General features: G+C 40.3%; 11 protein-coding genes. All 11 read right to left on the reverse strand.

Annotated features, from left to right (window positions below):
- Nucleotides 1–2: 2 nt before the first annotated feature.
- Nucleotides 3–2,468, reverse strand: a complete 2,466-nt coding sequence (locus ACFEL9_RS02490; RefSeq protein ID WP_385885835.1) for an ABC transporter permease — start codon at nt 2,466–2,468, stop codon at nt 3–5.
- 166 nt (nt 2,469–2,634) lie between these two features.
- Nucleotides 2,635–3,645 (reverse strand): carboxylesterase family protein, encoded by a 1,011-nt coding sequence (locus tag ACFEL9_RS02495; protein ID WP_385885837.1) that lies wholly within the window; start codon nt 3,643–3,645, stop codon nt 2,635–2,637.
- A 105-nt stretch (nt 3,646–3,750) separates the two neighbouring features.
- Entirely contained in the window at nt 3,751–6,123 is a 2,373-nt protein-coding gene (locus tag ACFEL9_RS02500) for an ABC transporter permease (RefSeq protein WP_385885839.1), read from the reverse strand.
- Nucleotides 6,124–6,195: 72 nt separating this feature from the next.
- Entirely contained in the window at nt 6,196–8,589 is a 2,394-nt protein-coding gene (locus tag ACFEL9_RS02505; RefSeq protein ID WP_385885841.1) for an ABC transporter permease, read from the reverse strand.
- A 182-nt stretch (nt 8,590–8,771) separates the two neighbouring features.
- Entirely contained in the window at nt 8,772–11,177 is a 2,406-nt protein-coding gene (locus tag ACFEL9_RS02510) for an ABC transporter permease (protein ID WP_385885843.1), read from the reverse strand.
- An 83-nt stretch (nt 11,178–11,260) separates the two neighbouring features.
- Nucleotides 11,261–13,621 carry an ABC transporter permease gene (locus ACFEL9_RS02515; RefSeq protein ID WP_385885845.1) on the reverse strand — a complete coding sequence of 787 codons (2,361 nt, stop codon included), beginning with the start codon at nt 13,619–13,621 and terminating at the stop codon, nt 11,261–11,263.
- A gap of 66 nt (nt 13,622–13,687) precedes the next feature.
- A complete protein-coding gene (locus tag ACFEL9_RS02520; RefSeq protein WP_385885847.1) occupies nt 13,688–16,066 on the reverse strand; it encodes an ABC transporter permease in 2,379 nt (792 codons plus the stop codon).
- A gap of 128 nt (nt 16,067–16,194) precedes the next feature.
- Complete coding sequence (locus ACFEL9_RS02525) at nt 16,195–18,573, reverse strand: ABC transporter permease (protein WP_385885848.1); 2,379 nt, start codon at nt 18,571–18,573, stop codon at nt 16,195–16,197.
- A gap of 72 nt (nt 18,574–18,645) precedes the next feature.
- The gene (locus tag ACFEL9_RS02530; RefSeq protein WP_385885850.1) at nt 18,646–21,066 is read right to left on the reverse strand and encodes an ABC transporter permease; all 2,421 of its coding nucleotides are present in this window, start codon (nt 21,064–21,066) and stop codon (nt 18,646–18,648) included.
- A gap of 47 nt (nt 21,067–21,113) precedes the next feature.
- A complete protein-coding gene (locus tag ACFEL9_RS02535; RefSeq protein ID WP_385885852.1) occupies nt 21,114–23,513 on the reverse strand; it encodes an ABC transporter permease in 2,400 nt (799 codons plus the stop codon).
- A gap of 93 nt (nt 23,514–23,606) precedes the next feature.
- On the reverse strand, nt 23,607–24,164 hold the full coding sequence (locus tag ACFEL9_RS02540; protein WP_385885854.1) for an ABC transporter permease: 558 nt from the start codon (nt 24,162–24,164) through the stop codon (nt 23,607–23,609).
- Nucleotides 24,165–24,180: the final 16 nt, after the last annotated feature.

The following is a 24,180-nucleotide window of genomic DNA, read 5'->3' on the forward strand; positions in this document are numbered from 1 at the left end:
TTTTATTCAGTCCTTAATGCCTTCACCGGGTTTTCAATTGCCGATCTTATCGTTCTTATACTTAATATCAGCATAGCTATCAGCAGCATGCCCGCACCGGTAACCGCGAATACCCACCAACTTAATGCTGTACGGTATGCAAAATCCTGCAACCAGTTGTGCATAGCCCACCAGGCCAGCGGCAAAGCAATCAAAAATGCAATTAATACAAGCGATAAAAAGTCTTTGGACAAAAGCGATACAATTTGCGCAACAGAAGCGCCTAACACTTTTCTTACACCAATCTCTTTGGTTCGGGTATTGGTGATATAAATAACCAAACCCAATAAACCGAGGCAACTGATAAAAATGCACAAACCAGCAGACCATCTTAATAAACTGGAAATATTTTGTTCTGTTTTATAAAATGAAGCGATGCTTTCATCGTAAAATTTATATTCAAAATCATCTTCAGGATAAATTTCTTTAAATGCTTTTTCCATTTTTGCTAAAGCTCTTTTCCAAAGCTCTGCATCTGCTCCACGAGGCTTTAAAGCAATGTGAAATGTGTAGCTGTTTTCAGCAGCGGCAGAATAAGCCAGTGGTTTGATGGGGTGACGGGTTGAGTTAGCATGAAAATCTCTTATCACTCCAATCACGGGAACAAAATGGTCTCTTTCGATCAGTTTGCCAACCGCATCAGCAGGGTTTTTAAAACCCAATAGTTTTACATACGTTTCATTGATCACAAACTCCTTAGCGGTATCACTTTGCTGAAGATTTTTACCCGCTAGCAATTTCATTTTATAAAGATCAAAATAAGCTGTGTCGGCATATTTTACTTCTACCATTGTTTCTATTAGTTTGTCCCCATTTTTATATTTCATCGTGGTAGTAGAAAAATTAGTTGACGCCGGAGATGAGCCTGCAAGACTTAGTTTTTCAATTTCCGGAATCGCTTTTAATTTTTCCTGTAAAACGAAACGGCGATTGTCCTTCTGATCAGAAAAGAAATTCCAGCGAGTATTAAAAAAAACAATGGCGTCACGCTTGTATCCCAAATCTTTGTTTAGTGAGTAATGTACCTGTTTACTTACCACCAGCGTTGCAATGATCAGGAATTGAGCTATTACAAATTGTGTAACCGTTAATGTTTTGCGCAGCCATGCCTTTCTTATTTGCGCTGTGCCTGAATAAGCCTGGTTTTTTAAAACCGTTACTGGTTTGAATTTCGTAAGCACCCATGCCGGATAAAAACCCGATAATAAAGTAACCAACAGCATCAGCAATACGAGAAATATCCAAACATGCAGCCGATTTAATGAAGCAAACGAAACCCCGGGCGGAATAAAATCGCTGAATACGTTCAGCAAACCAGGGGTAATGATCACTGATAAAATAGTAGCTAAAATTGTAAGTACAAATGTTTCACTGAGAAATTGAACTATCAGTTGTTTTTTTGCACCACCGATTGTTTTGCGAATGCCGATCTCTTTTGCCCTTGCTGATGCCTGTGCAGTGGTCAGGTTAATAAAATTGATACAACCCAGCAGCAATAAAAAAGAAGCCACGGCAAGCAAACCATAGAGAGAAGGCTTGCTTGCCTGGCGTTGGTTCATAGCATCATAATGAGGATTAAAATGTATATCGTTTACTGGTTGTAAAAAATGTTGGGTGTCGTCCTTCTCCGGTTCCTGCGGTCTTCTTTGCCTGTATTTATTACGAAGCGCTGCTAACTGTTTTTCTATTTGCGCCGGCTTTGTTCCCGATTTTAATTTTATAAACAATTGCGAAGCCGAATTAATACTTCCCCACTCTTCCCAACCCCAATGATTCTTAATGCCCGTGTTTTCTGCCGTTGCTCTTGATATAAATTCTTTAAAAGCAAAGTCTGTTGGTTTTGTTAAGTCCTTTACAACACCCACAACTGTTGCCTTGACAGAATCATCATAATAGATCGTTCTTCCAACAACATCATTCGGCGATAAGGTAGAAAAATAAGCTTTAAGCCTGCTTTCTGTTAATACCACCTGGAAAGGGTCCTTCATAGCTGTTTGCGCATGTCCTGCTAACCAATCATATTGAAATAGCGTAAAATATTCTTCATCGGCATAAATGATACCCTGTTGATTCTTAAAAACTGCTGGTGATTGAGCTCCGGCTAGAGGAACAGACACTTTAAAAGCGTTGCCAATAATAAAATTAGTAACAACATCAATACCTGTTGCTTCATTGCGAACGGCTTTTGCTGTAGGCACCGGCACACCGGAGTTATTAATGGTAAGATCAGGAAACTCGATCTTTGAAACGATGCGGTAAATTTTGTTGCCATCTTTATGAAAAGTATCAAAGCTGAATTCGTATTGAACGATGAGGTAAATAACCAATGCAGCGCTGATGCCAATGGCCAGTCCTGAAATATTGATCAGCGAAAAAATCTTATGGCGTTTTAAATTTCGAAAAGCGACGCTGAAATAATTTCTAAACATACATTCGGTGTATTCGGTCGGTTAGCAGTCACCAACAGGCATGCCAATAGATAAACTTATTAAAATCAACTGTTTGTATATACCCTATTAGTCAGGGTGTCCGGAAACGAACAGTTGCCATTCAAATCCGTACACTTCGTTCAGTATCACGTTGCAGACTCCTGATTCATTTTTGCTTTGTCTTTGCCGTTTTGTTCGCCGGCAATCTTCTGAACTCCACCTTTTCACCAGCCAACAATATGAAGCCTCCTACAACATCATTATTGGTCCGGGTAAACCGAACTTCGTCAATCGAATTATCGTCCCAATAAAAATTGTTATTAGCAGATGACTTTAGCTCTATTGAATTCTCTCCAGGTTTTGCAACCAACTTCTCATTTTCAACAACCATTTTTACCGTATCCTTATTCACATTATTGACATAAATACCTTCATATTCCTTTAGCAGGGATTGCGGCAGCGCCACAGGCTTAAATCGAAATCGTTTTTGGGCCACCAGCCACCTATAAAGGCTGTCATTGTTATACGTCACTTCCCAACTATTGTGATTAACATCAGGGTATAATGTAAACCGGACGTCGGAGTTATACTTTTTTAAAGCGTCTACCATTGTTTGTGATGCTGAAAGCGGCACTACGTCATCTTTAGCTCCATGAAAGCACCAAACCGGCATATGGCGCAATTTCCATACTTGCTCTGCATCACCTCCACCACAAATTGGCGCAATAGCTGCAAACTCTTCCGGATATTTCTCAGCGAGGTTCCAGGTACCATAGCCGCCCATGCTCAACCCGGTTAAATACACACGGTCATTATCCACCCGGTACTTTTTCTTCAGGTCGTCCAGCATTCCTTTTAATACTTCGGCTCTCCATCCGGTCTGCGGAGGCGCCTGCGGTGACACAACGATAAATGGAAATTTTCTTCCCTGCTCGATCAATTTAGGCGGACCGTGCACTTTTACTTTGTTTAAATCCGCTCCACTTTCACCCGACCCGTGCAGGAAAATTAATAATGGCCACTTTGTAGCGGTATCAGCAGCGTACTGCTCAGGTAGATAAAGCAGGTATTGCGTCTCCAGCACAAATTTCTCAGCGGTTTGCTGAGCTTTTGCTATGAAACCTGATACAACAAATAATATTGCCACAAGAATGTTCTTAAAAGGGGAATAGCTCATAAAGCTTATTTTAGTTTGCATGAAGTGAAAAGTTAATGATTAAAATCGCAAAGTGAATCATCTTGAATACAGGTTTGATACTATTTATTTCAGGGATCAATTAGTTTATTCGCTTCGTAAAGATTTAACAGGGTTAGCAATTGCCGCTTTAATGGCCTGGAAGCCTATAGTCATTATAGCAATCAGCACTGTGATGATGGCTGCCAAAAGAAAGATCCACCATTCCACAGAAATACGGTACGCAAATTCCTCCAACCACCTGTTCATAAAATACCAGGCAACAGGTGAAGCGATTATCACGGCAAGCAATACGAGAACCATAAACTCACCGGATAATAAACTGACAATATTTTGTACGGAGGCGCCAAGTGTCTTTCTTATTCCAATTTCCTTGGTTCGCTGTATCGCCATAAATGTTACCAGCCCAAACAAGCCAAGACAAGCAATAAAAATCGCCAGGCTGGTAAACAGTATTAACATTTGAGAAAGCCTGTCCTCAGCTTTATACAACTCATTAAAAGCATCATCCAAAATATAATAGTCAAAGGCCTTTTCGCTGTCGTATTTTTTATGGAGCTTTTTTAGTTGCTCCATCAACGAGGGAATATTGGTACCAGCATTGATTTTGGCAAATAAGCACCCTCCTTTTGCGGCCCACATAGATGTACTGTCTTCATCATTGGAAACGGATAAAATCAATCCCTCTATTTTATGCTGAAGCGACGACCAGTTAAAGTCTTTCAGCACGCCGGCAACTTCAAACTGATCAATTTTTTGATTGACCGGTTGCTGACCCAGATGTAATTTTTCAACCGCCGTTTCATTCAGGATAATGTTATTCTTTTTCTTATAAAAAAAAGATTCATCCGGCGGCAGTTTCCATTGCAACCCCAACAGCGGAATAAAATGCTGGTCCACATCCATCACCGGCATCAATACCATCTCTTTGCTACCCGGCGGCATCATGCCCATCATATCATATCCTTTAAACAGCGGATGCAATCCGAGACTGAATTGTTGAATGCCCGGAACAGATCGCAGTTCTTGTTTGAAAGCTGAATAATGTTTGGTAACACTCGTACCAAAAGGCATCATTACAATATTATCGCGGTTCATGCCCGTATCCCTGTGCCTGAAAAAATGCAGCTGCCTTTGCATTACAATACCACAGATAATAAATACAACAGCTATCGAAAACTGGATGACTGTAAAAAATCTTCTTATGCTAATGCCACCACTTTTCCCAAGCCTGCCATACAACACTAATACTGGCTTATAAGCCGACAGCAACAACGAAGGATAAGTGGCCGAAATAAGAATCGCGATCATGAACAATGCTGAAAATGCCAGTATCACCCATGGATGAAGAAGAAAGGACCGGTCAACACTAATCTGTAAAAAATTAAAAAAGAAGGGTTGGAAAAAAATACATAAAAAATAACCGAGTATAAAAGCGATGCCGGTGTACAATGCAGATTCAACGAAAAACTGAATGGCGATTATTTTACGACCGGCTCCAATTACCTTTCTCACGCCGATCTCTTTGGCCCGGACAGCAGAGCGGGCGGTGGACAGGCTCATATAATTAATCAGTGCCAACAACAAAACCAACGCAGCCACAAAGGGAAATATTTTGACGTATTTAAACCCGGAGATATCGGAGCTTGCTACCTTATGCAACTTTGTCAAAGGAGTGCTCACATAACGGAAACTAAGCTGTTCATCACCTTCCTGCATCCTGGCCAGCTGAAATAAAGCCGTTTCAATATGGGAAATCTGACCTTCCGGCTTTACCAGAAAATAGGTAGTGAAATCATTTTTTTCCTTCAACACCAGAGCCTGTTGTTCCTTAATTGCCCTCATGCTGGAAAGTGATGCCACAAAATCAAATTCGATTGTCGAATTAGAAGGAGTATTTGCTGCCACACCTGTTATGAGTAAGTCATCATTATTATTGTAGCGGATTGTTTTACCAACGGGATCATCGTTGCCAAAATATTTTTTCGCTGCATCCCGGGAAATAACAACAGACAACGGATTGCGAAGGACCTGCTCCTTACTTCCCTGTAAAAGTTGGAAAGAAAAGAAGCTAAAAAAATTGCTGTCGGCGAAAATAAATTTGCTTTCAGCAAACTTCAGGGAAGGTATAGCCGGATTTTGAATGATGGCATTTTGAGGATCTTTTCTCAGACGCAGATAACTTTCGACAGCCGGCTCCCGCTGGCTCACCATGGGCGCTGCAGAATAGTTTAAATAAGGCATGAAGACCGAATCAGTCCCGATTTTTAATTTGGTCTGCATCCAAAAAATTCCTTCGGCATTTTTATGAAAGCGGTCATAGCTTGCTTCGTGACCGGTATAAAGTACGATCAACATGCAAACCGCCAGCCCGACGGCGAGGCCTGCAATATTTATAAAGGAATAAATTTTATAACGCAACAAGTTTCTCCATGCAACAACCAGGTAATTTTTGATCATAATTTTATTTTACAATTGTTATAATAATTTATTCTGTTCGTACTGATTTCACCCCGACGCTATGGCTTGGACCTACTCGGTTCGTAAAGATTTCACCGGGTTGGCTATAGCCGCTTTTATTGCCTGGAGGCTTAAGGTAATCATGGCAATGATCAGTGAAATAATTCCGGCCAAAGCAAACATCCACCATTCCAAATGAATGCGGTAAGCAAAATCTTCCAGCCATTTATTCATCACCAACCAGGATACAGGTATAGCCACCAGCATAGAGAGCAACACCACTTTCAGCAGACTTCCTGTTAATAAAGAAATCATGCCGCTCACGCTGGCGCCGAGCACTTTTCGTATACCGATTTCTCTTACCCGCTTTCCAACCGTAAAGGTGATCAACCCAAACAAGCCCAGACAGGCAATAACTATGGTTAAAATGGTAAACCCAAGCAAAACCTGCCCCTGTTTTTCTTCTGCTCTATATTGGTCTGCGAAATTTTCATCCAGGAAACGAGAAACAAAAGGAGAAGCGGCATCAAATTTTCTGAATGTTTGCTCAACAAAGTCAAGTGATTGAGCGAGGTGATGTTCGTCCAACCGCACATACATGTCGTACTGATCTGTCGCCTTCCTGGGAAGTTCCATTATGAGGGTTTCTATTTTATGTTGCAAAGAATAAATATGGAAATCCTTTACCACGCCGATGATGTTGGCATAATGTATTTTGCCTGTGGAATCTGCCCCTCTGGAAATTCGTTTGCCCATAGCCGAAGCCCAGCCTTGTCGTTTCACAAATGTTTCATTCACCATTACCTGGCCACTGTCTGACGGAATATCTTTTGAAAAATTGCGTCCCTCCACCAGTTTGATCTGCATAGCAGGAATAAAATCAGCATCAATGGTTAAGCCATATGCAAGATTGCTGTGTTCATCCAGCACACCATTTTTTTCCACGCTGTAATCCATCATGCCAATATTGTTATTGCCAATGGGACTTCCTGCTGAAGCCACGGCCTTCACCATTGGGCTTTGCAGCAATGCTGTGCGCAACGCAGAGGCCCTTTGCCTCACCTCTCTTGAATCTAAATGAAAAGTCAGCATTTGTTTTTTATTAAACCCAAGATCGGTATTGAGTACATAATTGAGCTGGAGATAAATGATTAATGAAGCAGTGATCATTATCACGGTAACTGCGAACTGAAACATTACCAGCGACTTTCTGAAAAACGTTTGCCCTTTTACGTCACCCAACTGGTTTTTTAAAGCCGGTATGGTTTTAAATCTTGATAGGAAAAAAGCTGGATACCATCCACCAAGAAGTCCGGCAAGAATGGCAAAGCCCAGCATGTACGCAATGGTGCGGATAGTACCGAATTGCCAGACAAAAAATTGCTTTGCTGCAACCTCGTTGAACAAAGGCATGACAAGTGCTACTAACAGCATACTAATGCAGGCAGCAGAAAGTATGGTGATGACAGATTCCACAAGAAACAGCCCAACCAGGTTCTTTTTACTGGAGCCGATTATTTTTCTAACGGCCACTTCACGTAAGCGAACAGAAGCCCTTGCGGTGGTGATGTTGATGTAATTAATAAAGGCAATAATGAATATCAGCAATCCTACAATGGACAATACATAGATATATTTTACGTCACGGTTCTCACCCAATTCATAACTCAAATGAGAATTCAGATGAATAGAAGTTAACGGCTGTAGCTCAAGGGTAAATTGAATATTATTCCCTTTTACAGCTTCTATCATCATGTATTTGGTCACAAAGGCTGGCATCTTTGACCTCAATTGGTTGATATCGGCATTCTTTTTCAGCAGGATGTAGGTGAACATATTGAGACCGCCCCAGTCGCCTTTGTAATCAGCAGGTAAAGAACGGAATGCATTAAAACTAAAATGCGAGTTACGTGGAATATCTTCAATAACACCTGTTACAACAAGAGGAGTTTTGTCGATATATACTGTTTTGTCAACAGCCGAAACGGGATCGGGGAAAAGCTTTGCAGCAAGCGTTTTAGTAAGTACAATGCTGTTTGGTTTTTCTAAAGCATGTACATTACCTGAGAGGAAATGATAGGTAAATATAATAAAGAAGGAAGCATCGGAATAAAAGACCGCATCATCTTTTATTTTTTTATTGTCATACCTAATAACACCTCCTCCTCCTGGACTCATACGCACGGCATCCTCCACATCAGGAAAATCGCTTTTAAGCGCTGGTGCTGCAAGCCCCGATGTGCCGGTAATATCGAATCTCTGATCGCCCCATTTACCGTGTGTTGCCAACCGGTAAATTCTATTTTCTTTTTCATGATACCGGTCGTAGCTCAACTCATCCGCAATATAAAGTGCAATCAGCCAAACGGCAGTAAGACTCAATGCCAGCCCCGAAATATTGATGAAGGAAAAAACTTTTTGTCTTGTTAAGTTTCGCCAGGCGGTTTTGAAATAGTTTTTAAGCATGTTTATAATTTTCCGATTTGATAGTTGTCCGTAAATATGCAGACCTGTTCTTAGCATTTTGCCAAACGATTTCTCTCCTTAGGTGCAGATAGATATCTTGATATAATGGTTCAGCATATTGTTGAATTCATTCAGTTCTTAATGATTTCACCCCGACGCTGTGGTCGGGATTAAATCTTTACTCACTCTGTTCGTAAAGATTTAACAGGATTCTCCAATCCCGCTTTAATTGTTTGCAAAGCAATCAACATAATTGTTATTACTCCCAACCCTGCGATACTTATGATGAATGGCTGTGCGGTAAGACTGATACGATAGGCATAATCATTCAGCCAGCCTTGCATGATGAACCAGGCCAGCGGACAGGCAACGAAACCAGCCACGAGCATCACCCAAACAAATTCTTTCATAAAAAGAGAAATAATAGAAGAAACAGAAGCCCCCAATACTTTCCGGATCCCGATCTCCTTTGTTCGCTTTTGAATGCTTAATGAAACCAATCCCAATACCCCAAGCAAAACAATAATTAATGCCAGTACTGTTGATGTATAAGCCGCTTTCTTCAACTGCAGTTCCGATGCATACAATTTTTTCAATGTATCGTCCATAAATGTATATTCAAACGAACTGCCTGGCAGCAATTGCGACCATTTTTTTTGAATCGCGTCAATGGATGCATGAATATTTCCCGGTTTTAGTTTGAATGACAGGTAACGATAAAACGGCGAATAGCGAACATTGAAAAATAGCATCGGCGGAATTGCCTTTTGCATAGAACCAAAATGAAAATCTTTTGATACTCCTTTTATAGTGAATATGGTTGGATCACCAGGAATTCTTAATTGCTGACCTACCGCGTCTTCTGCATTTTTCCAACCCAATGCTGCCAATGCTTTTTCGTTGATCACCACTTTACCTGAATCAAGCCCCCTGTTATCGAAAAACCTTCCTGCTTTTAGCGGCACTTCATAAGTTGAAAGATAATTTTCATCTGTTTGGAGCAACTGCATGGACATAGCACCGGTTGAATCGCCGCCTGATTTGTAAACAGGCACCTGTCCTGCATTGGCGCCGTCCGGTATTTCATACGATAAAGATATACTGCTCACCTGCGGCATAGTAGCAAATTCATTTCGAACTGTTGCCATTTTCTTCACGCCGTCAATTGTCCAATCCCTCGGCACCTGCGATGAAACAATATATTCTTTGTTGTAGCCAAGTCCCTGGCCAAAAAAATAAGCTACCTGCCCGGCTACAACTGCAGCAGCCACCAATACTATAATAGCAATGGCAAACTGGAAACCTACCAATGATTTCCTCAATAGAAAATTCTGTTTTACCGTTTTCAGCTTTCCTTTTAATGAATCAACTGACCTTAATGAGGATAAAACAAAGGCGGGATATGACCCGGCAAGCAATCCAACAATAAAAACAATACCAACCGGCACCAAAACAAAATAGAGGGGAAAGGAAGATAATTCCGGGACTTGCTTACCCACTATCTGTTCGAACAATGGTTTCAGCAATGGATATGCAGCTATGGCCATTAACATGGCAATACATACCAACATGAGTGATTCGGAGAGAAACTGCAGGATCAATTGTTTTTTTAATCCGCCCAACACTTTCCTGATACCAATTTCTCTCATCCTGGCAGAAGAGCGGCTAATAGCAATATTGATAAAATTCACAATGGCCATCAGCAAAATAAAAAGCCCTGTAAAAGCCAGCGTATAAAGCATTCGTTTCACCAGGCCATTGTCCTGCTGCAAATGATAATCAGCCAATAAAACCGGTTTAACAGTGATCACTTTTTGCAATGCCGGGTTAGCATTTTGTTGTATCAATTGACTAATCGGCTTTTCAATGTCTTTGGCAGTTACGCCTTTTTTTAATTCAATATAAGAAGCGATAAATATATTGCTCCATGATTCCACATCCAATCTTCCGAAATAAGATATAGTGTTGAGGGGTATAAAAAAAGAATTCTTATAACCTTTCGCAAGTTCGGTGACGGTACTTTGCGGAATTTCTTTTAATACCGCTGCAATTTTGAAATCACGTTTGCTTCCCGAAAAGCTTTGTATAGTAATAGATTCTCCTACTACATCTGTTTTTCCAAAATACTTAATAGCCTTATCCGCAGTGATCACTACCGAATAAGGATCATTCAAGGCCGTTTTGGTATTACCATGCAAAGCTTCAAATCCGTACATGTTAAGCAAATTACTATCGCCTACCTGCAGGCCTTCCCGGAAATTCTTATCGGCTTTTGAAACCACTGATGTAATGCCATCATACCGGTAATAGTTCGCAACAAGATGAGGATAATCTTCTTTCAATCGTTTTGCCAACGGGCCAAATGTCGCCAGCTCATATCCAATGTTTGGATCTTTTGAAACAGTTGTTAGAATATATTGCCGCTGATGATTACGTAATTTTTTATTTACCTGCAGCTCGCCCCATATATAAGCGCCAATCAATAAAGTAAACAGAATACCGGTAAATAATCCCACGATATTTACAACAGAAAAGAAACGATGCCTGTTAATATTTCGCCAGGCGATTTTGATATAACTTTTTATCATAACCTTTAAATATTGTCTGACAGTTGAATTGTTTGATGGCTAACAATCATCCCGCTAGTTGTCGGAACAAACATTTAACCGTCTTATTCCGTCCTCAATGAATTCACCGGGTTAGTAATAGCCGCTCTTAATGCATTGATGACAATTACAAACAAAGTGATCAGCATCATAATAATGCCTACAATGCCAAACAACCAAAAACTGATTGCCGTGTGGTACTCATACCTGTCAAGCCAATTGTTCATAAACCACCATGCTACAGGAGTGGCGATTAAAAACGCAATGAAAACAAGCTTGACAAATTCTGCAGATACCAGCAATAACACTTGCGGGACAGAGGCACCAAGTACTTTGCGAATACCAATCTCCCTGATCCGTTTCTCAACCGTGAACGAAACAAGCCCCGCTAATCCAAGACAACAGATAAAAATCGCAAGACATGCAAAAATGTTAGTGATCCTGCTGATCAGTTCTTCGGTGGCGAACTTCTTTCCAAATTCCTCGTCAACAAACCTGTATTCGAATGGAACAGCAGGATTATTTTTTTTAAACACCGTCTCTACAGATTTCAAAGCATTGGATAAATTCACTTCCGGCTTTAATCTTATACTGATCGAGTATGTATTGCCGGGCATAAAACACATCACCATAGGCTCAACAGGATTGAAAGGCGAACCCATCACCACATTGTCAGTAACGCCGATAACAGTATAAGTCCTGTCGCCATATTTTAACTGTTTTCCAACAGGGTCTTTTAAACCCGTTGCTTCCACGGCAGCTTTATTCAGCAACAGCGAAGACGAATCGGAAGGCATACCTGAAAAATCTTTTCCCTGCAGCATCTTTACGCCAACGGTTTTGGCAAAATCAACATCGGTAGTGAGAACGGAAAATATGATATTCAGGTCTGCGGGCTTCCCATCCCAATTGGGAGCAGGAGATCGCCACCATACATCTGTGATGGGTGAAAATGTTCTTGTGATCGTTTCAACCATTCCCGTTTGTACCAACTCCTGTTTTATTACTCCAAAATTTTTCTGTGTGTCAGGTGATGTCGGTATCATAATAAGATTGTCAGGGTTGTAACCAATATCCCTGTTCTTGATATGATTGATCTGGCGATAAACAATAATGGTTGCTGAAATAAGCAATATGGAAATACTGAATTGCACTACCACCAGCATTCGCCGGGGAATAATACCCTTTTTGCCCGGCAAAAAAGTTCCTTTTAATACTTTTACCGCATTGAAAGAAGAAAGATATAACGCAGGATAACTACCTGCTACAATGCCGGTAAGAACGATTATACATGCTGCTACCAGCCAGAATAAAGGACTCGTAATATCCAATGAAAGATCTTTGCCTACAAGCGTATTGAATGAAGGAAGCAGTACATAAACAGCGGCAATAGCGAAGACAAAAGCAATCAACGCAAGTATTACCGACTCAAAGAAGAATTGCAATACTAATTGTTTTTTGTCAGAGCCCAATGTTTTTCTTACGCCGACTTCTTTTGCTCTTTTCTCTGACCGTGCCGTAGACAGGTTCATAAAGTTGACACAGGCAATCAATAAAATAATGAATGCAATAACGGTGAACAACCGAACGTATTCGATCATACCACCTGTATTTTTACCATCTTTGAAATCACTATACAAGCGCCATTTGCTCATGGGAAAAGCAAAATAGGTGCTTACCTTTTTATCATCTTTAGTATGACTGTGTTTTATTTCATTGATCTTTTTTTCAACCGCCTTCATGTTGGCGCCGGCGTTTAGATTAATATAAACATTCCAGGAAGAATTCTGCCAGTTGGTCATGGCTTGTTTAAGAAAATCATTGGAGTAGTTAAACGCATTGATAAAGTCGAACTGTAATGAGGAGTTGGCCGGCGCATCTTCCACTATAGCCGTGACTTTTGCGTCGTATTCGTTATCTACGCGTACTACTTTGTTCACCGGGTCATTATTGCCAAACAATGCCTTTGCTGTAGATTCTGTTAATACAATGGAATAGGCATCATGGAGAGCAGTAGCTGCATTGCCTTTGATAAATTTCCAGGTAAACATATCAAAGAAATGCTCACTTACGGTATAACCTTCCTGCTTCAATTTAAGATCTCCGTAAGTCAATACATGCGGCTGGGGATAGGTGGTGACCACAGCATTCTTTATTTCCGGTATTCCAGCTTGCAAAGCCCCGGCAAGTGGCAATACCATATTGCGATCAGTGAATATTTGATTTTTAAAATCACGGTGGGCCATTACCTGGTAAATGTTGCTGTAGTTTCTGTGAAATTTATTGTATGTCCTTTCATCTTTCACCCACAAAAGAATGAGAAGCGTACAGGTCATACCAATGGCAAGCCCCAAAACATTGGTGAAAGAAAAACCCTTGTTTCGGAATAAACTCCGGCAGGCGATTTTTATATAGTTTTTTATCATGATAATAATAAGTTAAGATTAAGGTTAAGCATCGTTCCCGGCTCCCAACTAACGACTCCCGACCATTTACTCCGTTCTCAGCGACTTCACCGGGTTGATCAATGCAGCTTTGATGCTTTGGTAACAAACCGTCAGCAAGGCGATTGCAAGAATCAGCAAGCCAGCCAAAGCAAACATCCACCACTCCATATTTATTTTATAAGCAAAATCAGCTAACCACTTATTCATGCTATACCAGGCAACCGGAAATGCGATAAGCATAGCAATCAAAACCGGTTTTAAGAAGTTGGCAGAAAGTAAGGAAACGATATTGGGAACCGATGCACCTAACACTTTTCTTACCCCTATTTCTTTATTCCGCTGCTCTGCAGTAAAAGTGGCGAGACCAAACAATCCGAGACAAGAGATAAACACGGCTAAAAAAGCGAAAATATTCGTCAGCTTGCTGACAACCTGTTCACTTTTGTAAAGTTTTACATACTCTGCATCTGAAAATTGATATGAAAAAGGAAATTTTGGGTTCAATGATTTCCAAATTTTCTCCAGGCTTGCGATAGCCTGATGCGTTTCGCCTGCAGTGGTACGAACTAAAATAGTACCCCAGTTCCAGTTTTCATCAAGCCGGATGATCAGCGGTTCAATGTCTTCATGCATGGAATTAAAATGAAAATCTTCTACAACACCAATCACGGTTCCCTTCCTGTTTCCCCATACTACCGGTTGACCAATGGGATCTTTAAAGCCAATTTTTTTCACGGCAGTCTCATTCAATATAAAGCTGGTAGAATCGTTGCCAAAGTCCTTAGAGAAATCACGGCCTTCTTTTAATTTAAGTTTCATGGTGCTCACAAAATCATAGCCTACTACAGCATCTGCAAAAGAAACACGTTGGTTGGGATCCTTTCCCGGCCACTCAATACTGCCCGTGTGATGTTCAATAAATGTTGGCGAATTTCTCATTTTCGAAATGGCTGTTATACTTGCTTCCTTACCAACCTGCTCTTTAAATAAGCCATAGTTTTTTAGCAACTCACCTTCGATAGGCAGATAAATAAGATTGTCCCGGTTGTAACCAAGATTCTTTGTTTGCACATATTTCATTTGCCGGTAAATAATAATCATACCAACGATGAGAATAATAGAAAGCGAAAACTGGAAAACCACTAAACCTTTTCGGAGAAAGATGGAGGACCAGGTGAATTTCAGTTTGCCTTTTAAAACACTTACCGGTTTTAATGATGAAAGAAAAAACGCCGGATAGCTACCTGCCACCAAACCGGTGACCAACATTAATCCAATAATAGTTGCATAAAAGACCGGCTGATCAACGGGAGCAGCTAAACTTTTTCCAGTAAGATTATTAAAGACAGGTAAAAGCAAAACAGCCAATAAAATTGCAATCATTACTGAAAAGAAAGTAAGCAATAATGCTTCTCCTGCAAACTGGATAATCAATGCTGACCTTTTAGCGCCTATTACTTTTCTTACGCCAACTTCTTTAGCTCTTTTTGCAGAACGGGCTGTCGCAAGATTCATAAAATTGATGCAGGCGATCAGCAAAATAAAGACGGCGACAATGCTAAAAAGACGCACATACTCTATGCGCCCACCATCAACATAGCCATTTTTGAAAGAAGAGTGAAGATATTTTTCAGGATATGATTGCAGTAATAGCTCAGTGTAAAAGCCTGCGCTTTTCTCCTGGTAACGGTAGATAAAATCCTTGATTTTCGCTCCGGTATTTGATACATCCGCATCAGCACGAAGCTGTATAAAAGTGGCCGGGCTTGTATTTCCCCAATTGTTTACCCAGTCATTTTGTGCCACAAAATCCGACCAGCTTCTCAGAAAATCAAATTGCTGCGAGGAATTGGCTGGCAAATTTTCGAAGACAGCCGTCACCAGCAAATCCTCTTTATTCTCAAAGCGAATTGTTTTATCCATCGCCTGGTCAACGCCTCCGAAAAAATATTCGGCCATCCGTCGTGAAATGGCAATACCACGCGGAGCGTTCAACGAGGTTTCTGCTTTACCTGTTAACAAAGGATAACTAAACATTTTAAAAAAATCAGCACCGGCAAACATGCCGCTCATCTTTCCCACTTTGGCACCGGCCTCAAAATTATTTTGCGTTCCGGGCGGAGCTGCATATTCAAGGCCACTCGCATATTGCACTTCCGGAACTACCCTTTTTAATTCCTGCGCCAGCAGCCCCTGCGTTGTATAACTTGCATCCACTTTACCATCATAATGATTTCGTTCGTATACCTGGAACAACTGCTTTCCATTACGATGAAATCTATCCACGCTACGCTCATCCTCCACCCACAACATAATCATCAGGCTACAGGTGAGACCCAGCGCCAATCCAGAAATATTGATAATTGAAAAAGCCTTGTTACGAAGCAGGTTTCTCCATGCGGTTTTAAAATAATTTTTGATCATGAGCTCTTCTTATTTTGATTTTTTGGGCTAACCATATACCAATACAAATTTTTTTTGCTTTTCAATCCTCTCCCACGGCTCTATTTTAAAAGTGTACAAACGGACAGATGTACATCGCACAGCGCCTTTTATTCTGTCCTCAAACTCCTCGCAGGATTTGCAATAGCGGCTCTTATCGATTTTACACTTACCGTTATCAATGCAATACCAAATGTTACCAGTGCAGCCAAAACAAAAACCCACCAGCTTACCGATGTTTTATAAGCGAAATCCTGCAGCCATTTATTCATGGCATAATAACCAACGGGCAATGCGATACACGTTGCTATCAATACAGGTTTCAATAAATCTTTTGCTAACAATACAACAATGCCCTGCACAGATGAGCCCAACACTTTTCTTACACCAATTTCTTTAAAGCGTTTGGTCGCAGTAAAAGATGCGAGTCCAAATAAACCAAGGCAAGCAACAAAAATGGCGAGCACGGCAAACACGGTTAATACAGTTTGCTGGTGAATATCTTTTTTGTATAACTCATCAAACTGCTGGTCTAAAAATTTGTATTCGAATGGATAAGATGGCGCTGCTTTATTGTAAGCATGTCTTATCAGCTCAACGCCAGCCTGTAAGCTGCCCGGTTTTAACTTTATCAATATCTGCCTTCTATCTTCCGCAGGTGAAATCACTAACGCATCAATATCTTGCTTTAATGATTGAAAGTTGAAATCATCAACCACGCCAATAATTCTTCTTTTATTTTTGTCGCGAACGGTGTTGAATATCCATTTGCCGATAGCTTCCTGTGGAGTCCATCCAAGTTTGGTCGCAGCAGTTTTGTTAATCAGCACTGCATCAGTTGTATCGATTGGAAATTGAGAAGAAAAATCCCTGCCTGCAATAATTTTTAAACCTAGTGTTTTTACAAATTCAAAGTCGGCAAATTCAGTTCTTGCATTCCATCGCTCTGCATGAGCCTCCACATCAAACATCTGTCCATCAAAAAAACCACCGGGCTCCCCGGACATTGCAGAAACGGACTGCACAGCAGTTTGGTTTTGCAGTTCGGTTTTAAAAGAATTCATGTTTTTGTAGAAGTCCCCGTTATCAATCGGCACAATAACCGTTTGCTCTTTGTTATAACCAAGTTGCTTATTCTTTACATAACTCATTTGTTTTGTAATGATGATGGTGCCAACAATTAAAAAAACAGATATGCTGAATTGAATCACTACTAATACCTGCCTGAATGATGCGCCGCCTTTGCCCAGTCTTAATTTGCCTTTTAATGCCTGTATTGGCGAGAATGCTGATAAGAAGAGTGCAGGATAACTGCCTGCTAAAAATCCAACAATGATGATAATACCAACAAGGAATAAATAAATGGGCAACGTATTCCATGATACATTTAATGAATAACCCAACAATTGATTATACCACGGCATTACCAACAACAACAAACAAACAGAAAGTATGCATGAAATGGTTGTAAGCAAAATGGATTCGCCGATAAACTGCCAAACAAGATTATTACGCAAAGCACCTAACACTTTGCGTAAGCCCACTTCTTTTGAACGCTCTGTTGCCCGGATAGTTGAAAGATTCATGAAATTGATACATGCGATAAGCAGTATTAGAATTGCAATGGAAAGAAAAATATAAACAACTGTTTTGTCCCCATGCTTTACATCGTCGCGCCCAATATTGTCAAAGTAAACGTCTTTTAATGGAGTTAATGACAAAGACCATTTAAAACCATATTTACGCAGTTCACTGCCCAGGTATTTTTCCACGAAAGCCGGCAATTGTTTTTCAACCTGTGCCTTTGATACATTTGGAGCAAGCTGTATATAGGTGTACACGCCATTGCTTATCCATGTAGTCATCCAACCTGCGTTTTTGTATCTTTCAAGAGAAGTAACGATGTCAAAATACAGGTGTGAATCAGAAGGAACATCTTTTGCGATACCTGTAACTTTCAGCGGCGTCTCTTTATTCAGTGTTATGATATTTCCCATGGCATTATCAACGCTTCCAAAATATTTTTTAGCAGTTGATTCGGTCAGCACAACACTGTTCAAATCGTTTAATACTGTTGCGGGTGTGCCTTTTATTAATGGAAATGAAAAGAGGCTGAAGAAACCAGGATCAACATCCAGTTCCTTTTTTTCATGAAAAGATTTTGTGCCAACTGTAAAAAGATTATCGTTTTGATTTACACGAACAGCGCTTACAATCTGCCCTTTAAAATCATTTAACAATGCAGGCGCATGCTGCCCTGATAAAAAAGCAACATTTATTGATTTAGCACCCACAGCTGCGCTACGCATTACACGATAAACCTGGTCTTTATTTTTATGAAAATTATCAACACTGAACTCATTCATGATGAATAAATAAATCATCATACAAACAGTAATGCCAATGGTTAAACCAAGAATGTTGATGAATGAAAAAACTTTATTCTTCATCAGATTGCGCCATGCTGTTTTGAAATAGCTTTTAAACATAGAAGTTAATTTTTGATACGATGATTTAATGCCGTCTAATTTGTTTATTCGGGATTCACGTCCCACGAAAAATCACTCTGTTCTCAGTGATTTTACCGGATTTGCAATTGCTGCTTTCACCGTCTGAAAACTTACAGTCAACAAGGCAATGATAACAATTATCAGAAACGGTATAATAAAATAACTCCATTGTATATTAATACGAAAGGCATAGCCCTGCAGCCAATTAGAAATGGTGAGCCAGGCCAATGGTGTTGCAATCAAAAAAGCTACTACCAGGAGAACTGCAAACTCCTGGTAAAGTAGCTTTAGGATTCCTGGAACAGAAGAACCCAACACTTTGCGTATACCGATTTCCTTGGTTCGCTGAAGTGTAGTGAACGATGCTAGCCCAAATAAACCAAGACAGGCAACAAATATGGCGAGCGAAGTAAACAAACCGAATACCTGCCCGAAACGCTGATCGGCTTTGTACTGCGCATCAAAATGATCGTCGAGATAAAAATATTCGAAAGTGTTTCCGGGAAAAAATTTGTTCCAGTTATTTTTCACCATACTGATAACCTGGCTGGCCTGGGAACCAGTAGATTTAACAGATAAATATCCTCTTACATCGGGAATCAACCGAAGTATCAAAGGTTCATACGCTTCACGCAATGATTGCTGGTGAAAATTATCCGTCACACCAACAACCGTATATTGCTGACCCCAGAAGTCAATTTTTTTTCCCAATGCTTCCTCCGGTTTATTGAATCCCAATTGCTCAATACCTTTCCTGTTAAAAATGACAGCATGATCATCGGTGCCAAAGTCTTTTGAAAAACTGCGCCCTGCGATCACTTTCAACCCATACATTTTTAGGTAATCATAATCAACGCCAATCACACGATATTGCTTTTGTGTTGACTCGTCGGTACCTACTAATTTTATTCCACCTGCATTCCAATCCACTGCCTGGCCGGGAATACTTGTTGAAATAGCTGCACTTTTTATAATAGTTTCCTGCTTTAATGACTCTTTAAAAGCAGTCATCCTTTGCAGATAAGTAGAATCAATGCCTACAACCGGCGGCCTTACCACCAGTGTCTGATCGATATTGAGACCCAGCGATTGCTTGCGCATGTATTGTATCTGCTTATAAACCGTCAATGTACCAATCAATAAAAAAAGAGAGGCAGCAAACTGAAATACTACTAAACTTTTTCTCATCAAGGAGCCTTGCCTTGTAGCAGTCATTTTTCCCTTTAACACTTCAATGGGTCTGAATCCTGATAAAACAAACGCCGGATATAGTCCTGAAAGAAATACACCTGCTACAAACAATCCCACTACACATAACCAAAAACTGCTTTCTCCCAATAATGAAAAAGAAAGTTGCTGGCCTGAAAGTTTATTAAAACCGGGAATAGAAAGCAACACGATCAATAAGGCAAGCACTAATGCTATCCCGTTTAATACAGCAGACTCCGAAAGAAATTGCATCACGAGCTGCCTTCTTTGCGAGCCAACCGTTTTACGAATGCCTACTTCTTTGGCCCTGCTGACAGCTCTTGCAGTGGCAAGATTAATATAGTTGACCCATGCAATAATTGCAATAAAAAATGCAATCCCCAACAGCAGGTAGGTTGTTTTACCATCACCATTCGGGGCCGGTTCGTTCATATAATGAGAATACAAATGAATATCTTCTAATGGCTGCAACCTGTAAGTAACAGATGCATTGAATCTTTTTAATAGCTCACCCACTCCCTTCTCTACGATAGGTGGAAATTTTGTTTCAACAACTGCCGGATTGGTTCCTTTCCGTAATAATAAATAAGTAAGGCATCCATCCCATGCCCATGCAGTTTCCGGATTATTATCAGGCCCCTGGAATTTCAAAAACGTAGCGTATGAAAGAAGGATATTCGGTTTAAGCTGCGTATTTACAGGTGCATCCTTGAATACCGCAGTAACAGTGTAATCGTTCTTTCCTCCGTTTATCTTAATCGTTTTACCCATCACATTTACATTGCCAAATAATGTACGTGCCGTTGTTTCGGAAATCGCTGCAGTGTAGGGCTCAGTTAATGCGGTTTTTTCATCCCCTGATAGTAATGGATAAGTGAATATGCGAAAGAAGGAACCGCTTGCAAAAAATGCCTTTTCAATTTTCAGCGGTTGATTATTGATCTCTGTAACAGCCTGGCCATGATTGACCAGTTTTACATAATCTTCTATTTCAGGTATTGACTCTTTAAATGAATTACCCACAGCATAAGCCCCTGCTGCCCACTGGGTACTTAACTTACCATTATCATACCTGTCTTGCTGTACACGGTAAATACGATCTTTATTAGCATGAAAATTTTCATAACTCAGCTCAAACCATACGTATTGCAGAATGAGAATACAAGCCGCAATGCCAATGGCCAGTCCTAAAATATTAATGGACGCATAGGCTTTTTGCCGCTTAATGTTTCGCCAGGCGATTTTGAAATAGTTCTTTAGCATACTATATGTTTTTAATTGAGACTTCTGAATTAATAATTTTGAATTGATCACTCCGTTCTCAAGCTCTTCACTGGGTTAGACAACGCCGCTTTTATACTTTGAAAACTCACCGTCAATAAGGTAATGATTAATGCCCCTGCACCAGCCGCTCCAAAAACCCACCATGCCATTTCTGTGCGGTATTCATATTTCTCTAACCACTCATGAAGGAAATAATAAGCTATAGGGACAGCTATGAAACAAGAGATGATAACCAAAACCACGAAATCTTTCGACAACATTCTCCAGAGATCAGCTACTGAGGCGCCCAATACTTTGCGGACACCTATTTCTTTTATACGTTGTTCTGCTACAAAAGAAGCAAGACCAAATAATCCCAGGCAACTGATAAGAATAGCTAATACAGCAAAGAAGCTGGCCAATTTAGCAATGCGTTCCTCGGCAGCAAATTTTTTGGCATATTCATCATTGGCAAATTTGTAATCAAAGGGAGCCGATGGAATAAGGTTTTTAAAGACAGCTTCTATTTTTGACAGTGCTTCGCCGACACTAGTAGCAGGATTTATTTTGATAAATATCCAATTCATATACCCCTGCAGGAAAAAGACCGTAGGATAAGCAGCTTTGTAAGGCGATTCCATCACCATGTCTTTGACAACTCCTATAATTTTATAACTGCCGCTTTTATACCATTCGTTTTTCCATGTTACTATTTCTCCAACAGGATTTTTTAACTCCATCAGTTTTGCCGCGGCTTCATTTATTACAAAGCCGGATGAATCGCTTGCAAATTCTCTTGAGAAATCTCTCCCGTCTGTAAATTGCCAGCCTATTGTTTTACCATATTCATGTGTGACAGAAAGCGTTCCGAAATTGGCATCCAACTTCGGGTCTTTTCCTTTCCAGTCAAAGCCGCCATTGCCTGACCATATACCAGTAACAGGGCTTGCTGATTCGGCCACTTCTGCTACAACGCCTGTATTTTTTAATTCGTTTCTTAATACATCATACTTTCCATAAAAATCAGGCGATGTCATTTGCAGCATCAACAAACCATCGTTGGAGTAGCCGATGGGCCGGCTTTTGGTGTATTGAATTTGCCGGTAAATAATTATGGTTCCTATGATCAAAGCAATGGAAACGGTGAATTGTAATACCACCAGTGCCTTACGGGGAATAGCCGCAAAACGCCCAACCCTGAAAGTGCCTTTGAGTGTTTTAACAGGATTGAAAGAGGATAAATAAAGGGCTGGATAACTTCCTGCGAGTATGCCCGTGAAGAATGTAAAGATTATACCCGTTAACCAAAACCATACATTTGTCCACAGAACGGAAATTTCTTTACCAGCAACATGGTTGAACCACGGTAAAATGAGTTGTACTTGGATTAGTGCCAACACAAATGCGAATACAGCAACCAATAATGATTCGCTGAAAAATTGCCAGATCAATTGCCGGCGTACTGATCCAACTGCTTTACGGATACCCACTTCCCTCGCCCGTTTTTCGGAACGGGCCGTACTCAGATTCATAAAATTGATACATGCCAGTATCAAAACGAAAACACCGATGATACCATAGAACCAAACAAACTTCAATGGCTCACTCATGACGGGTAATCCGTTTTCAAACTTCGAATACAGGTGCCATTTACTCATGGGATGAAGAAACACAACCGGTTTGCCAACAGCTTCTTCATTGCCGGCATTGTTCAGTTTCAAATCTTTTATTTTAGCCGAGACTTTTTCAAAATTGGTATTCGGAGCTAACTGAACCAGGATTTGCAGAAAATTATTGCTCCAATTATTTTGTTGATCCTTTATCCATTTATTCGAAGAAACATATAAATCCCAGGGAGCGGTAAAAGTTAAGTCTTTGAACTCCGTATTGTTGGGCAAATCCTTAAATACACCGGTAACTTTTACATCCAGGTTGTTATTTATCTTAACAATTTTATTAATTGGATCAGCATCGTCAAAGAGTTTTTTTGTCAATGTTTCTGAAAGCAAAATACTATTGGGTCCTTTAAGTCCATCGCGATTACCTTTCAGCATTTTCAGGGTCAGCATTTCAGGTCCTTCAGGTTGCATATAATTGCCTTTCTGCGTAAATTTCTTATCACCATATGAAATAATACTTTCTCCAATCCAGGTTGACATCACCACACGTTTAAAATCATCAACGTAAGAAGAACGTAACGCGGTACCCATCGGTAATGGTTGAGAATTGCCCTCCCCTGTTTCTCCATGCCATGTTTCCCGCCTTACCACACGGGCGATGCGATCATAATTTTGATGATATTTATCAAACGATAATTCATCATAAATCCATAAAGCAATTAATATCGCTACTGTCATGCCCACCGCTAATCCACCGATATTGATGAAAGAAGAAACTTTATTCTTAATCAAATTGCGCCAGGCAATTTTGAAATAATTCTTTAGCATACTATGTGTTTTTAATTCAGCATTCCAAATTCATAATTTTGAATTGACCACTCCGCTCGCAAGCTCTTCATCCCGATATGCATCGGGATTCCGTCACTCCGTTCGGAGTGACTTCACCGGGTTGGCAATCGCCGCTCTGATTGCCTGGTAAGCAATTGTCATCGCAGCTATAATAAACGATACGCCAATGGCTACCAGGAATATCTCAGCTTCAATATTTATTTTATATGCAAAACCTTCAAGCCAGCTATGCATAACATAATATGCAACCGGAGCAGCTATTACAAATGCAATAAAAATCAGCACGACAAATTCTTTACCGAATAAAGAAATTATGTTCAGCATGGAAGCTCCTAATACCTTGCGAATGCCTACTTCCTTTGTTCTTTGAGCAGCCGCAAAAGTTACAAGGCCATACAGCCCAAGATAACCGATAAGAATAGCAATGATGGAGAATAACCTGAAAGCTGTATAAGTTTTTTGCTCCTGCCTGTAAAAACTGGCAATGTGATCATCAAGAAATTGATACTGAAAAAGATCATTCGGAAAAAACGGCAACCACATTTTTTCAATTCCAACTATTTTGATAGCGGAAATACCCTTGTTTTTCCAAAGGTTGCGGAAGGCGCTTTTAAAATAATTCTTTATCATGACTATTTTTTACACG

Origin of the sequence: Terrimonas alba, assembly GCF_042434975.1 — a bacterium.
GTDB lineage: Bacteria > Bacteroidota > Bacteroidia > Chitinophagales > Chitinophagaceae > Terrimonas_B > Terrimonas_B alba.